This is a genomic window from Streptomyces sp. NEAU-174 (assembly GCF_052665095.1).
On record NZ_JBQTCE010000004.1, the window covers coordinates 443,894 to 461,060 of the forward strand.

A 17,167-nucleotide genomic window follows, 5' to 3' on the forward strand; every position below is an offset into this window, starting at 1 on the left:
AGTTTCTCTTCATTCTCCACAGGACGGCCCTCTCAACGCGGTGCTGGACTCACTCGGAGACGAACTCGACGGCAGGTTCACGAGATCCCGAACTCCTTGCCGAGGAGGTCGAACATCTCCTCGTCCGTCGCGGAATCCATGTCGATGTCACTGTTGGTGGCCGCTCCCCAGTGGGACAGCAGGCTCTTGATCTTCGCGGCGACCTCGGCACCGGCCACGTCGCTCGGGGACAGGTCGGACAGCACGGCTTCCAGCCTGGTCAGCTCGTCGAGCACGGACGTCGCGCCGCCCTCGCCCTCGTCCTCGTCATCGTCCTTGTCCGGGACGAACCGGGCCCGGACATGGTCGGCGAGCGCCGCGGGAGTCGGATAGTCGAAGATGACCGACCCCGGGAACGGTACGCCGGTGGCGGTGGCCAGCCGGTTCCGCAGCTCCACCGCGGTCAGCGAGTCGAAGCCGACTTCCTGGAAGGTCCGCGAGGGGTCGACCGAAGCGGGCTTCGCATGCCCCAGCACGGCCGCCACTTGGGCGCGGACCAGCTCCAGCACCGCCCGATCGCGCTCGATCCGCGACATGCCCCGCAACCGGGTGGCGAGTGCCTCGACCGGTTCCATCGGCGCGCTGGAGCGGGGCAGCGTACGGGGCAGCAGTTCGCTCAGCAGGGGGCTCGGCCGTACGGCGGTGAACCGGGAGCCGAAGTGCTCCCAGTCGATGTCCGCGATCATCAGTGCGGTCTCGTCGTCGTCCAACGCTCGCTGAAGGGCCGCCAACGCCAGCCGTGGTGCCATGGCCCGTGCGTGCCCGGCTCCCATCCCGCTATCGGCCCAGGCGCCCCAAGCCACCGACGTGGCCACCAATCCCTCGGCCCGGCGCCGCCAAGCCAGCCCGTCCAACACCGCGTTGGCCGCCGCATAACTCCCCTGACCCGCATTGCCCACGGTCCCGGCGGCCGAGGAGAACAACACGAAGGCGTCGAGCTCGGTGTCACGGCTCAACTCATGGAGATGGCGGGCGCCCTCGGCCTTCGCCCGCATCACGGCACGGATCCGCTCAGGGGACAGCGACTCGAGCACCCCGTCGTCGAGGACGCCCGCCGCATGCACGATCGTGCGCACATCCGGAACCGTCGCCAGAACAGCCGCGAGCGCCTCACGATCACCGACATCACAGGCCACAACCCGCACCCGGCTCCCCAACTCCGCCACCAGCTCGACAGCACCGGGCGCCTCGGCACCCCGGCGGCTCGTCAACACGACCCGCTCCACACCACTGTCCACCAGCCAACGCGCCACCTGACGACCCAGCGCACCCGTACCACCGGTCACCAGCGCGGCACCACGCCCACGCCATTTGGTCGGTGCCTCACCCACGCCACCGAGCGGCGTCGCCACCCGCGTCAGACGGGCACCCCAAGCGCCGGTGGAACGGATGGCCACCTGATCCTCACCGGTATCCCCGGCGAGAATGCCGACCAGCGCCCTCCCAGCACGATCGTCCAGCTCGGCAGGCAAATCGATCAGCCCACCCCAACGATCCGGATGCTCCAGACCGATCACCCGGCCCAGACCCCAGACTCCGGCCTGGTCAGGATCCACCAGGTCCCCGTCGACCGCCGAGACGCCACCGCGCGTGACGCACCACAACGGGGCATCGACCTCGGCTGCCACAAGGGCTTGCAGCAGCGACACCGTCGCCTGGACCGACAGCATCGACACCACGCCCGCGACTGGACCGGCGTTCAGCTCCGCCGACGTCACGACCGTCACGACCTCGACACTGGCCCCGGCCGACCGCAGCGCAGCAGCCACGTCGGTGCCGTCCGCACCCGGCTCGACCACGACCAGCCAGGTGCCGGTGAGGCCCGGCTCCCCGGACACTGCCGGGATCGGTGTCCAGCCGAGCCGGTAACGCCAGCCATCGATTTCCGACTGCTCCTGCCGCGCCCTCCGCCAGGACGAGAGGGCGGGCAGCGCGGCGCTGAGCGGCTGTTCGGCATCGATGCCGAACGAACCGAGATCCCCACGCTCGACCGCGTCCCAGAACGCCGCGTCCACCGCACTCGTCGCAGGCTGCTCGGGGGACGGCTCCAACCAGAACCGCTCACGCTGGAAGGCATACGTCGGCACATCAACCCGCCGAGCACCCGGGAATACCGCGTCCCAGTCGATCTGGACGCCCCGGACGTACAGCCCGCCCAGAGCGGCCATGACGGTCAGGGGCTCCGGACGGTCCCGGCGCAGCACGGGCAGTCCATCGCCGTCGACCAGTGCGGCCAACGTGCCATCCGGCCCGAGCTCCAGGAACGAACCGACCCCCTGCTCGCGGAGGGTGTCCAGCCCGTCAGCAAACCGGACCGTCTCCCGCACATGCCGCACCCAGTACTCCGGCGAACACAACTCCTCACCCGCCACCGCTCCCGACACGTTCGATACGACGGGCACGTTCGGAACGCGGAACTCAACACCGCTCAACACCTCACCGAACTCCGCGAGCATGCCGTCCATACGAGCCGAATGAAACGCATGACTCACCCGCAACCGCCGCGTCCGCACCCCACGCCCAACCAACTCATCCACAACCGCCTGAACCGCATCCTCATCCCCCGACAGCACCACCGCCTCGGGACCATTCACCGCCGCAACCGCCACCCCATCACTCAGCAACGGCCGCACCTCATCCTCCGACGCCGCCACCGCAACCATCGCACCACCCGACGGCAACGCCTGCATCAAACGACCCCGCGCCGCCACCACCCTCGCCGCATCCTCCAACGACCACACACCCGCCACATACGCCGCAGCCAACTCACCGATGGAATGCCCCAGCAGATAATCCGGCTTCACACCCCACGAGGTGATCAGCCGATACAGCGCCACCTCCAGCGCGAACAACCCCGCCTGCGTATACGCCGTCTCCCCAATCAACCCGGCATCATCACCCCACACCACCCCACCCACCGACCGATCCAGATACCGATCCAGCTCCCCACACACCTCATCCCACACCGCGGCAAACACCGGATACGCCTCATACAACCCACGACCCATCCCCAACCGCTGCGACCCCTGACCCGCAAACAACACACCCAACCCACCACCCACCGGCACACCCACCACCGGAGCACCCTCCAAAGCCCCCAACAACTCACCACGATCCACACCCACCACCACCGCACGATGCGACAACCCAGCACGACCAGTCGCCAAAGACCAGCCCACATCCACCAGATCCAGACCCGGATTCCGATCCGCGAAGGCCCGCAACCGCTCCACCTGTGCCCGCAAACCCGTCTCGTCGCCAGCGGAGAACACCCAGGGGATCGCCGGCAGTTCGTTGCGCTCCGGACTTTGCTCAGGTTCACCCGCCATGTCGGGGGCCTGCTCAAGAATCACATGGGCGTTGGTGCCGCTCGCCCCAAACGACGAGACGCTCGCCCGGCGGGGCCGCCCGGCCTCCGGCCAGCCCGTGTGCTCCCCCAGGAGCTCCACCGCGCCGGTGGACCAATCCACATGCGGTGTCGGCTCATCGATGTGCAGACTCCGCGGCAACACCCCATGCCGCATCGCCATCACCATCTTGATCACACCAGCCACACCCGCCGCAGCCTGCGTATGACCAATGTTCGACTTCACCGAACCCAACCACAACGGCCGATCCGCATCCCGGCCCTGGCCATAGGTGGCCAGCAGAGCCTGCGCCTCGATCGGATCACCCAGCGTCGTCCCCGTGCCGTGCGCCTCCACCGCATCGACATCCCGAGCGGCGAGCCCGGCGTTCGCCAGCGCCTGCCGGATGACACGCTGCTGCGACGGACCATTCGGCGCCGTCAAACCATTCGACGCACCATCCTGATTCACCGCCGAACCACGCACCACCGCCAACGCCCGATGCCCAAGCCGCTCAGCATCCGACAACCGCTCCACCAACAGCAGCCCCACACCCTCCGACCAACCCGTCCCATCCGCACCGGCGGCGAAGGGCTTGCACCGGCCATCCGGTGCGAGTCCGCCCTGGCGTGTGAACTCCACGAAGACCTGCGGAGTCGCCAGTACGGTGACTCCGCCCGCGAGTGCCAGCGAGCACTCCCCGCGCCGTAGCGACTCGGCCGCCAGATGCAGCGCCACCAGTGAGGAGGAGCAGGCCGTGTCCACCGTCAGGGCAGGCCCCTCCAGGCCGAACGTATAGGCGAGCCGCCCGGACGCCACACTGCCCGCGATGCCTGTGCCCAGATAGCCCTCGACGTCCTCCGGGACATCGGTGAGCCACGAGCCGTAGTCGTGGTACATCACGCCCGTGAAGACGCCCGTCCGGCTGCCTTTGAGCGTGTCCGGGGCGATTCCGGCCCGCTCGAACACCTCCCAGGCCGCCTCGAGCAGCAGCCGCTGCTGCGGATCCATCGCGGTCGCCTCGCGCGGCGAGATCCCGAAGAATCCGGCGTCGAACTCAGCCGCGTCGTAAAGGAATCCACCGTCCCGGGCGTACGAGGCACCGGCGCCGCCCTTGGCACCCGACAAGGCGGCCAGGTCCCAGCCCCGGTCCGTCGGCAGCGCGGAGACCGCGTCGGTGGCCGAGTGGACCAGGTGCCACAGGTCCTCGGGGGACTCGACGCCGCCGGGGAAGCGGCAGCTCATGCCCACGATCACGATCGGCTCGTCGTCGACAGCCGACACCGGCGCGATCGGGGCGGCGGTCGGCAGGGAGCCCCCTACCTCGGCCAGCACCCGCTCGGCCAGCAGCCGGGGCGTGGGGTGGTCGAAGACCGAGGTGGCGGGCAGCCGTATGCCGGTGGCGGCGCTGATCCGGTTGCGCAGTTCCACGGCGGTCAGCGAGTCGAAGCCGATCTCCTGGAAGGTCCGCGAGGTGTCGACCGACTCCGCGGAGGCATGGCCCAGAACGCCGGCCACATGTTCCTGCACCAGGCGTATGACCTGGTGCTGCCTTTCGGCCTCTGGCACGCTGGCGAGTTGGTGCCGCAGTCCGGCCGGAGTGCGCCCGGTGCCGGCTGCCCTGCGGACGGGAGCGGTGACCAGTCCGCTCAGAATCGAGGGCAATGTGCCCGCGGCGGCCTGGTCCCGCAACGCGGGCAGGTTCAGGGGAGTGGCCAGCACCATCGGCTCGTCGGCGGCGAGCGCCGCGTCGAACAGATCCAGTCCTTGTGCGCTGCTGATGCTGGCCCCCACGGACCGGGAGATCCTCGACAGCTGCACCTCGGCCAGGTCGGCGGTCAGTTCGCTGCGTTCCTCCCAGAAGCCCCACGCGATCGACACCGCGGGCAGTCCCCGCTCCCGACGGTGAACCGCCAGCGCGTCCAGGAAGCCATTCGCCGCCGCGTAACCGCCCTGGCCCGCGTTGCCCAACACACCCGCCGCCGACGAGAACAACACGAACGCCGACAGATCCAACTCGCGCGTCAGCTCATGAAGATGCCAAGCCCCCCACGCCTTCGCCCCCATCACCCCACGCAACCGTCCCGCGTCCAACGAACCGATCACCCCGTCATCCACCACACCCGCCGCATGCACCACCACCCGCAACCCCTCAATCGACCCCACCAGCTCCGCCACCGCACCCCGATCCGCCACATCACACGCCACCACCCGCACCCGCGCCCCCAACCCCTCCAGCTCCCCCACCAAAGCCGCCACGCCCGGCGCATCCGGCCCTCGACGACTCACCAACACCAACTCACCCACCCCATACGCCGACACCAAATGGCGCGCCACCAACCCACCCAGCAACCCCGTCCCACCCGTCACCAACGCCACACCCGAACCCAACTCTCCACGCACCAGACCACCGCCCACGCTCACACCCACATCCACCAGACGCGGCACCCACATCCGACCCCCACGCACCGCCACCTGCCACTCCCCCAGCCCCACCACATCCGGCGCCACATCCATGTCCACATCGGCATCCACCAGCACAAACCGCCCCGGGTGCTCCGACTGCGCCGACCGCACCAACCCCCACACCGCACCACCGCCCACATCCTCCACACCCTCACCACTCACCGACACCGCACCCCTCGTCACCACCACCAACCGCGAACCCTCAAACCGCTCCTCCATCACCCACGCCCGCAAAACCTCCAACACACCCGCCACATCAGCCCCTGCCAACACCACACAATCCGGCACCGCCCCACCAGCGGCCACCTCACCCCACTCCACGAAGGGCCCCGCCGAACACGTCCCCGCATCCACCCACTCCACCCGATGGAGCACATCGCGGTTGCCGATCTCGGCTTGGGCGAGCTGTCCCTCGGCAACCGGGCGGAGGACGAGGGAGTCCACCGTCAGCACCGCCTCGCCCGCCTCATCGGTCACCCTCAGCGACACCGCGTCCGGCCCAGCGGGCGTCAGCGTCATCCGGACAGCGGATGCGCCGACCGCGTGCAGCTTGACCCCGCTCCAGGAGAACGGCAGGTACGCCCGGCCGTCGTCGCTGATCAGGCCGCCCAATCCGACGCCGTGCAGCCCTGCGTCGAGCAGCGCGGGATGAATGGCGCACCGCGCCGCATCGCCCCGTGCCTCCGCCGGCACCTCCGCCTCGACGAAGACTTCGTCACCCCGACGCCAAGCGTCCCGCAACCCCTGGAACACCGGCCCATACACATACCCCCGCTCCGCCAAAACCTCATACACCCCCTCCACCCCAACCCGCTCCGCACCCACCGGCGGCCACACCTCCACCCCCGGCACCACACCATCACCCACCCCCAACACACCCACCGCATGCCGAACCCACTCACCCCCACGACACGAAAACACCGACACCGACCGACACCCCGCCCCATCCACACCACCCACCGCAACCTGAACCTCAACCCCACCCCGCTCCGGAACCACCAACGGCCCCTCCAAAGTCAACTCCTCAACCACCCCACACCCCCACCGCAACCCCGCCTGCAACACCAACTCCACAAACCCCGTACCCGGGAACAAGACCACACCGGCCACCGAGTGTTCGGCCAGCCACGGCTGTCCGGCCAGCGTGAGCACGCCCGTGAGCAGACCGCCGCCGGAATCGGGCAAGGGCACCACCGCGCCCAAGAGGGGATGGTCGAACTCGGCCGCCCCGGGTGTCTGCCGCAGGGAGGCCGCCCAGAAGCGCCGACGCTGAAAGGCGTAGGTCGGCAGGTCCACGACGTGGGCGTCCAGCCCGGCGAACGCCTGCCGCCACTCCACCGCGACACCCCGGACATGCAGCCGGGCCAGCGCGGTGAGGAAAGTGGCAAGGCCGCCGTCGTCGCGGCGCAGTGATCCGGTGACGAGGACGTCAGTGTCGGTGGTGTCGGCGGTGTCCTGGATGCCGACGGTCAGCACCGGATGCGGGCTGGCCTCGACGAACACCGTATGGCCAAGCTCCAGCAACCCCTCGATCGCGGACTGGAACTCCACCGTTTCACGCAGATTCCGGTACCAGTACTCCCCGTCCAACTCAACGGTGTCCATCAACCGCCCGGTCACCGTCGAAAAGAACGGCACCTCACCCGTACGCGGACGGACCGGCGCCAACGCCTCCGCCAGCCCCTCCCGGATCCCCTCCACCTGCACCGAATGCGAGGCATAATCCACCGGAATCCGCTTGGCCTCCGGGAACTCCGCCAGCACCCCACCCAGCACCTCAACAGCACCCGACACCACCGTCGACGCCGGACCATTCACCGCCGCCACCGACAACCCCGCACGGTCACGCAGCCGGTCAGCGGGCACCGGAACGGACACCATCCCACCCCTGCCCGACAGAGCCAGCAGCGCCCTGCTCCGCAAAGCCACCACACGAGCACCGTCCTCCAACGACAACCCACCCGCCACACACGCCGCCGCAATCTCACCCTGCGAATGACCCACCACCACCGACGGCACCACACCAAACGAACCCCACAACTCAGCCAACGACACCATCACCGCCCACAACACCGGCTGCACCACATCAACCCGCCCCAACGCCACCTCATCACCCAACACATCGAACAACGACCACTCCACAAACGGCCCGAGCGCATCCGCACACTCACCCAACCGCCCCGCGAACACCGCCGACGACCCCACCAACTCCAACGCCATCCCCACCCACTGCGACCCCTGCCCCGGGAACACCAACACGGCGCCACGATCCGGCTCGGCCGCGCCCACCACCTCCGCCGCGTCCAACCCACGCCGCAACTCGTCGAGGTCGGTGCCCACGACGACGGTGCGATACGGCAGAAACGCACGTGTGGACGCCAACGACCAGCCCACATCCACCGGATCGAGCGCGGGGTTGTCGTCAGCGAAGGCCCGCAAGCCTTCGATCTGCGCCCGCAGACCCGCCTCGCTCGCGCCCGACAGCATCCAGGGCACCGTCACCGGATCGGTCCGGGGCGGCTCGATGGGCTCGGCCTCCGGTGCCTGCTCCACGATCACATGGGCGTTGGTACCGCTCACTCCGAAGGCGGAGACGCCCGCCCTGCGCGGCCGGTCGGTCTCCGGCCACGAAGTCCGCTCGGTGAGCAGTTCCACCGCGCCCGCGGACCAATCCACCTTCGGTGTCGGCTCATCGACGTGCAGCGTCTGCGGCAGCACCCCGTGCCGCATGGCCATCACCATCTTGATCACACCAGCCACACCCGCAGCCGCCTGCGTATGACCGATATTCGACTTCACCGAACCCAACCACAACGGCCGAGCCGCATCGCGGCCCTGACCGTAAGTAGCAAGCAGCGCCTGCGCCTCAATCGGATCACCCAGCGTCGTACCCGTACCGTGCGCCTCCACCGCATCCACATCCGACGCCACAAGACCCGCACTCGCCAGCGCCTGCCGGATCACCCGCTGCTGCGACGGACCATTCGGCGCCGTCAAACCATTCGACGCACCATCCTGATTCACCGCCGAACCACGCACCACCGCCAACACCCGGTGGCCGTTCCGCTCCGCATCGGACAGCCGCTCCAACAGCAGCATGCCCACGCCCTCGCCCCACCCCGTGCCGTCCGCCGCCCCGGCGAACGGCTTGCAGCGACCGTCCGGGGCCAGCCCGCGCTGGCGCGAGAACTCCACGAAGGTGCTGGGCGTCGCCATCACCGTCACGCCGCCCGCGAGCGCCAGCGAGCACTCGCCGCGCCGTAGCGCCTCGCTCGCCAGATGCAGCGCCACCAGCGAAGACGAACATGCCGTGTCCACGGTCAGGGCGGGGCCCTCCAGCCCCAGCGCGTAGGCGATACGACCGGACATCACGCTGGTCGCGGCGCCGGTCAGGGCGTACCCCTCGTCCGAGGCCGAGGGGTAGCCCTGGCCCCAGCCGCCGATGAAGACACCGGTCTTGCTGGATCGCAGAGAGGTCGGCGCCATCCTGGCGCGCTCCAGGACCTGCCACGCCGACTCCAGCAGCAGCCGCTGCTGGGGATCCATCGCCAGCGCCTCACGCGGGGAGATCCCGAAGAGTTCCGGGTCGAACTCCGCGGCGTCGTGAAGGAATCCGCCGGTACGCACATAGCTGGTGCCGGGCCGGTCCGGGTCCGGGTCGTACAGCGCGTCCACGTCCCAGCCGCGGTCGTCGGGGAAGTCGGAGAGCACGTCCCGGCCCTCGCTGACCACCCGCCACAAGTCCTCGGGGGTTTCGATGCCTCCCGGGAAGCGGCAGCTCATCGCGACGATGGCGATCGGCTCGTCGGAGGCCACCACGCGGGCGGGCTCAGCCTCGGTGGCGGACGACGCCGCGAGGGAGCCCGACCGATCGCCGAGCAGTTCCGAGCGCAGCAGATCGGCGACCGCCCGGCAGCTCGGGTGGTCGAACAGCAAGGTGGCCGGGAGGCGCAGTCCCGTGGCCGTGTTCAGTCGGGTCCGCAGCTCGACCGCCGTCAGCGAGTCGAAGCCCAGTTGCCGGAACGGCACTGTGGGGTCGATCGCCGCCGGGCCGCGGTGCCCCAGGAGTTCGGCCGCGTGTTCGCGTACCAGGTCCACCAGTGTCCGGGCCTGGTCGACCGCGGACACCCCGGCCAGTCGCCTCCGCCATGCGGCGTGGTCGCCGGTCACCGCCACGGAGCCGGAGGTGCTTCGCAGCTGCGGCAACTCGCTGAGCAGGGGGCTGGGCCGGCCTGCCGTGAAGGCCGGGGCGAAGGTCTCCCAGTCGACGTCCGCGATGGCCGGGCAGGGCTCGGCCGATCCGACGACGTGGCGCAGCTCGGTGACCGCCACCTCCGGCCGCATCGGGCGCAGGCCGATACGGCTCAGCCGCTCCTCGTCCTCCGGTGCGAGGCTGCCGCCCCACGTGCCCCATCCGATCGAAGTGGCCGGCAGACCGCGTGCGCGACGCCGCTGTGCCACCGCGTCGAGCAGGGCGTTCGCCGCCGCGTAACCGGCCTGGCCGACACCGCCCCAGACGGCCGCTGCCGAGGAGAAGAGGACGAACGCCTCCAGCGACGAGTGGTCGAGGAGCGCGTCCAGATGCAGGGCACCGGTGACCTTGGCATCGAAGACACCTGCGTACTCGTCGAGGTCCGCATCGATGGAATTGCCGAATCGCACGGTCCCCGCGAGATGGACCACGGCGGTGAGGTCCGGCACCGATGCCAGCACCCCGGCGAGAGCGGCCCGGTCGGTCACATCGCAGGCCGTCACGGTCACTCGTACGCCGAGCGCGGTCAGCTCGTCGTCGAGCGCGGCCGCCCCGGGGGCCTGCGGGCCACGGCGGCTGAGCAGCACCAGGTGCTCCGCGCCGGACTGCGCCAGCCACCGTGCCACATGTGCGCCCAGCACGCCGGTGCCACCGGTGATCAGCACCGTGCCGTGCGGGCGCCATGCGCCGGCCGGTCCGGTCCTGGGCGCGGGCTCCAACCGTCGGGCCAAGGCCGCCGATGGCCGCACCGCCACCTGGTCCTCACCGGCTGCCTGCGCGAGTACGGCGACGAACCGCCGCAGCACGTGTGCGTCGCAGTGGACGGGCAGGTCGATCAGGCCACCCCAACGCTCGGGGCGCTCCAGCCCGGCCACCCGCCCGAATCCCCAGACCGCCGCCTGGGCGGGGCTCGGCGCCTGGTCCGCGGGCAGTGCCGTGACGGCCGCCCGGGTGACACACCACAGCGGGGCCTCGACATCGGCAGTGGTGAGCGAGCACAGCAGCTCGACCGTGTGCGCCATCCCCCGGGACAGCGCGGGGTGGACCGGATGCGGAACTTCGTCGGCGGCCAGGAACGAGACGACACCGGCGATATCTTCGGATCCCGCCGCGTCCGCCAGCAGCCCGGCCAGGGTCCGGCGGTCCGCGTCGCAGGTCACCTGGAGGGTAAGGACGTTGGCCGTGCCCGACTCGATGAGCGCCTGTGCGCCCGCCATGGCCCACTCGTCCCCTTCGGGGACCACGGCCAGCCAGGTGCCGGACAGGGCCGGGGTGTCCATCTCCGGCAGCGGCTTCCAGGAGATCCGGTATCGCCACGTGTCCACGGCGGACTCGGCGATGTCCGCCCCGAGCCAGAACCGTTCCCGTTGGAAGGCGTACGTCGGCAGCTCAACGGGCGAGACACCGGCGAAGAGCGGGCTCCAGTCGATCCGGACACCGCGCACGTGGAGCTCGGACAGGGAGGTCAGAAACCGCTGGACGGTGCCATCATCGCGGCGCAGCGATCCGGTGACGACGATGTCGGTGTCGGTGGCGTCGGCGGTGTCCTGGATGCCGACGGTCAGCACCGGATGCGGGCTGGCCTCGACGAACACCGTATGACCCTGGCCGATCAGAGCTTCGACGGTGCTCTGGAACTCCACCGTCTCACGCAGATTCCGATACCAGTACTCCGCATCCAACTCGACGGTGTCCATCAGCCGGCCGGTCACCGTCGAGAAGAACGGCACCTCACCCGCACGCGGCCGCACCGGCGCCAACGCCTCCGCCAGCCCCTCCCTGATCCCCTCCACCTGCGCCGAATGCGAGGCATAGTCCACCGGGATCCGCTTGGCTTCCGGGAACTCCTCCAGCACCCCATCCAGCACCTCAACAGCACCCGACACCACCGTCGACGCCGGACCATTCACCGCCGCCACCGACAACCCCGCACGGTCACGCAGCCGATCGGCAGGCACCGGAACCGACACCATCCCACCCCGACCCGACAGGGCGAGCAACGCCCTGCTCCGCAAAGCCACCACCCTCGCCCCATCCCCCAAAGTCAACGCACCCGCCACACACGCCGCAGCAATCTCACCCTGCGAATGGCCCACCACCACCGACGGCACCACACCAAACGAACGCCACAACTCAGCCAACGACACCATCACCGCCCACAACACCGGCTGCACCACATCAACCCGCCCCAACGCCACCTCATCACCCAACACATCCAACAACGACCACTCCACAAACGGCCCGAGCGCATCCGCGCATTCACGCAACCGCCCCGCGAACACCGGCGAGAACTCCAGAAGCTCCAACGCCATCCCCACCCACTGCGACCCCTGCCCCGGGAAGACGAACACCACGTCCCCGGAGGCTCCGGTGCCCCGTACCACCCCCGGCGCGGGTGTCCCGTTCGCCACCGCATTCACACCGCGCAGCAACTCGTCGCGTCCAGCGCCCACGACCACCGCGCGGTGTGACAACGTCGTACGCGTCGATGCCAGTGACCATCCCACTTCCGCCGGGGTGGGGCGGGGGTCGGCCGCCATGAAGGCGCGCAACCGCTCGGCCTGGGCCCGCAGCCCAGCCTCGCTCTGTCCCGACAACACCCAGGCGACAGCCGCCGCTTCGCGGTCGCCTTCGTCGATGGGCCCAGTCGGCTGGGCAATCTCCGGGGCCTGCTCCAGGATGACGTGAGCGTTGGTGCCGCTCACTCCGAACGATGAGACGCCCGCTCGGCGAAGGCCACCGGTCGTGGGCCATGGCGTTGTCGCGGTGAGCAGCTCGACCGCCCCGGACGACCAGTCCACATGTGGCGACGGCTCATCCACGTGCAGCGTTCGCGGCAACACCCCATGCCGCATCGCCATCACCATCTTGATCACACCAGCCACCCCCGCGGCCGCCTGCGTATGACCGATGTTCGACTTCAGGGACCCCAACCACAACGGCCGAGCCGCGTCCCGGTCCTGGCCGTACGTGGCCAACAACGCCTGCGCCTCAATCGGATCACCCAGCGTCGTACCCGTACCATGCGCCTCCACCGCATCCACATCCGACGCCACAAGACCCGCACTCACCAGCGCCTGACGGATCACCCGCTGCTGCGACGGACCATTCGGCGCCGTCAAACCATTCGACGCACCATCCTGATTCACCGCCGAACCCCGCACCACCGCCAACACCGGATGCCCAAGCCGCTCGGCGTCCGACAACCGCTCGACCACCAGCACCCCGACGCCTTCGGCCCACCCCGTGCCGTCCGCCGCCGCCGCGAACGCCTTGCACCGACCGTCCTTCGCCAGCCCCCGCTGACGGGAGAACTCCACGAACATCGCCGGTGTGGCCATCACGGTTACGCCGCCCGCCAAGGCCAGTGAGCACTCGCCCGCCCTCAGCGACTGTACGGCCAGGTGCAATGCCACCAGCGAGGACGAGCACGCCGTGTCCACGGTGACCGCTGGGCCTTCGAGGCCCAGGGTGTAGGACACCCGGCCCGAGGCCACGCTCGCGGCGGTGCCGGTCAGCTGGTAGCCCTCGGCCGCCTCTCCGGCGTCCGCCGCGTAGCCGACCGACGAGGCGCCGATGAACACGCCCGTGCTACTGCCCTTGATGTGCTCCGCAGGGATCCCCGCCCGTTCCAACGCCTCCCACGACGTCTCCAGCAGCAGCCGCTGCTGCGGGTCCATCGCCTCGGCCTCACGCGGTGAGATCCCGAAGAACCCCGCGTCGAACTCGGCCGCGTCGTACAGGAATCCGCCGTCGCGTGCGTATGACGTGCCGGGGCGGTCGGGGTCGGGGTGGTAGAGACCGTCGAGGTCCCAGCCCCGGTCGGACGGAAAGCCGGAGATGGCGTCCTCGCCGTCGGCCACGATCCGCCACAGGTCCTCCGGCGAGTGCGCCCGGCCGGGGAACCGGCAGCCCATCCCCACGATCACCACCGGATCGCCGCCGTCAGGTGTGGGCACGGTGGCGGGCACGGCCCGCTCATCCGTCCGGCCGTGGAGCCTGCGGTGCAGATGCTCGGCGAGCGCGGTGGGCGTCGGATAGTCGAACAGCAAGGTGCCGGGCAGTGGCAGGGCGGTCGCCGCACCGAGCCGTTCGCACAGTTCGACGGCGGTGATCGAGTCGAACCCGAGTTGCTTGAAGGTGTGCTCGGTGCCGATGGCGGTTGCCGACGCGTATCCGAGCACGACGGCCGCGTGCGCCCGGACCATGCCAAGCATCTCGCCGCCGCTCAGGCCGGTGACGGGCGCCTCGCCGCCGCCCAGGCCGGTGTCGCGCGCCTCGCCGCCGCTCAGGCCGGTGTCCGTGCGCTCGGGCCCGGGCGCGGAGAACCAGTACCGCTGCCGCTGGAAGGCGTACGTGGGCAGGGGAATCCGCCGACCACCGGATATCAACCGGCTCCACGCCACGTCGACACCCGAGACATACAGCTCGGCCAGCGCGGTGACCAGGGCCGGTGGCTCGGGCCGGTCGCGACGGAGGGTGCCCACCAGCGTCCCGGGCCCGGTCAGACAGTCGCGGGCCAGGGTGGTGAGCGCCTTGTCCGGGCCCAGTTCCACGATGGTGGTGACGCCTTCGTCCTCCAGACAGCGGACACCGTCCAGGAACCGTACGGTCCGGCGGACATGCCGGACCCAGTAGTCCGGAGAACACAGCTCTTCCGCCGTGGCACGTCGGCCGGTCACATTCGACACCAACGGAATCCGGGGCGGCCGGTAGGTGAGGCTCTCGGCGATGTGCCGAAGCTCGTCCAGTACGGGGTCCAGATGGGGCGAATGGAAGGCGTGGCTCGTCCGGAGCCGCTTCGTCCTGCGTCCGCGACGAGTCCACTCCGCCGCCAGGTCGAGTACGGCGCGCTCGTCCCCCGAGATCACCGTGGCCGTGGGGCCGTTGACCGCCGCCACACAGACCCGGGCACCGTCGTCCGACGCCCCGCCCGCCATGAGCGTCCGGGTGACCTCGTCCTCGGTGGCTTCGAGCGAGACCATGGCGCCCGGCTCCGTCACGGCCTGCATCAGCCGCCCACGGGCGGCGACGAAGGCGGCGGCGTCCGCCAGGGACAGCACACCGGCGACATGGGCGGCGCTCACCTCGCCGAGGGAGTGGCCGATCAGCAGGTCCGGTACCAGGCCGAAGTCCTCCAGCAGCCGGAACAGCGCCACTTCCACCGCGAAGAGTCCGGCCTGTGCGTACACCGTCCGGTTGAGCAGTTCGGCGTCGTCACCGTGGATCACGTCCCGAAGCGGCCGGTCCAGGTGTGCGTCCAGAGCCGTGCACACGTCGTCGAGCGCCTGGGCGAACACGGGGAAGGCGGCGCTGAGTTCACGTCCCATGCCGAGGCGCTGCGAGCCCTGGCCGGCGAAGGCGAAGGCGAGCTTTCCCGCCGCCCTCGCCGTGCCCGTCACCAAACCCGCCACCGTGCCGCCTTCGGCGAGCGCGTCCAGGCCGTGTGCCGCGTCGGTCGCTTGCTCGGTGATCAGCACCGCGCGGTGGTCGAAGGAGGTTCGGGTGGTGGCGAGGGAGTAGGAGAGGTCGGTGAGGTTCGGCGATCGCTCCAGATACGACCGTAGCCGCGTCGCCTGGCCGCGAAGCGCGACAGCCGACGCCCCGGACAACGGAAGCGGAAGCGGGACCGGGGCCGGGGCCGGGGCCGGGATTGAGGTCGGGGCCGGGGCCGGGATCGGGCGGGGGACGGACTCAGGCTCAGGGTGCTGCGCGGAGGCGTGGGAGAGGGCGCCGACAAGTGGTTCGGCGAGTAGCACATGGCAGTTGGTGCCGCCCATCCCGAATGAGCTGACCCCGGCGACCAGGCGGTCGTCCGGCCTCGGCCACTCCCCCGGCGCGAGGCGCATCTCCAGGTTGAGCTCGCCCATGGGGATACGGGGATTCGGCGTGCGGTAATTGAGGCCGGCCGGCAGCTGCCGGTGGTGGATGGCCAGTGCGGTCTTCAGCAGTCCGGCGATACCGGCGGCGGCCTCGAGGTGGCCGATGTTGGTCTTCACCGACCCCAGCTGCACCGGCCTCGCTCCGCTCCGGCCGAAGACGGCGCCCAGGGCCGCCGCTTCCGCCGGGTCGCCGAGTGCCGTTCCGGTGCCGTGCAGCTCCACGTACTGAACGGCCTCGGGGGAGATCGCGGCCCGCCGCTGAGCGAGCCGGAGCACCTGTCGCTGGCCGTCCGGGTCGGGTGCGGTGAGCGATGCGCCGCCGCCGTCGTTGTTGACCGCGCTGCCCTCGATCACGCAGTACACGGTGTCGCCGTCGGCGAGAGCGTCGGAGAGCGGTTTCAGCACGACGAGTCCGCCGCCCTCGCCCCGCACATAGCCATTGGCGCGTGCGTCGAAGGTGAAGCAGCGGCCGTCCGGGGAGAGCGCGCCGAACGCGGCGATATCGGCGGCGGTCTCGGCAGAAAGGTTCAGGTTGACCCCGCCCGCCAACGCGAGCCGTGACTCGCCGCGGCGCACGCTCTCCACGGCCATGTGCACCGCGACCAGGGAGGACGCCTGGGCCGCGTCCACGGTCACGCTCGGGCCGCTCAGGCCGAACACATGGGAGAGCCGGTTCGCGATCATGCCCCGCTGGGTGCCGGTCAGTGTGTGGTGTGAACGGCCGTGGGCGCGGATCAGCGAGGCGTAGTCGTCGGACCCGGCGCCGATGAACGCTCCGACGGTGGCGCCCCGCAGGGTGGCGGGCACGATGCCCGCGTCCTCCAGCCCTTCCCAGGCAAGCTCGAGCATCAGCCGCTGCTGGGGGTCCATCGCCGCGGCTTCTCGTGGTGAGATGCCGAAGAACGCGGGGTCGAAGCGGTCGACGTCGTCGATGAAGCCGCCGTGGCGGATGGCGGGCGGCGTGGACCGGTCGTCGGCCCCGGGCGGGGCGGACCGGTCGTCGGCCCCGGACTGCGTGGGCCGGTCGTCGGTCCACCGCCCCGCGGGCACCTCACCGATGGCCGAGATGCCCTCGCTCAGCAGCCGCCAGAACGCCTCGGGATCGGGTGCCTGCGGAAAGCGGCAGGACATTCCGACAACGGCGATGGCCTCATCCGGTTCCATGCGCTTCCTCGGGGCGG

Annotated in this window: 1 protein-coding gene; it reads right to left on the minus strand. The window is 70.2% G+C overall.

Annotated elements, in window-relative coordinates; translation table 11 throughout:
- Positions 1-77: 77 nt before the first annotated feature.
- Positions 78-17,150 (minus strand): type I polyketide synthase, encoded by a 17,073-nt coding sequence (locus ACT2CW_RS14550; RefSeq protein ID WP_445516857.1) that lies wholly within the window; start codon positions 17,148-17,150, stop codon positions 78-80.
- Between the last annotated feature and the right edge of the window lie 17 nt (positions 17,151-17,167).